At 55.6% G+C, this 259-nt stretch carries 1 protein-coding gene; it reads right to left on the minus strand.

The genetic code is table 11. The features are described 5' to 3' along the window. The coding region (locus RTW80_RS29860) for a PspA/IM30 family protein (protein WP_312721775.1) at nt 1–259 on the minus strand (259 nt) is incomplete at both ends.

Consider the following 259-nt stretch of genomic DNA (forward strand, 5'->3'; position numbering starts at 1 on the left):
TCGCGGGACGAGCTTGCAGCCTGGTGGCGCAGCGCCAGAGCCTGTTGACGTGCACGGGTTTCGCTGAGTTTGTTTTCAAGCTCACCAATCTCTTTCTTCATACGCGCCAGAGTATCATCCACCAGCGTCACTTCGTGTTCCAGCGTGGCAACCATGTCGGTCAGCTTCTGCTTCTCAATCAGCGCAGCGCGAGCCAGATCATCTTTATCTTTACGCAGCGCCAGTTCCGCTTTTTCCTGCCATTCGTTAAGCTGGGCAG

This window comes from Escherichia sp. AM3, assembly GCF_032029835.1.
Lineage (GTDB): Bacteria > Pseudomonadota > Gammaproteobacteria > Enterobacterales > Enterobacteriaceae > Escherichia > Escherichia coli.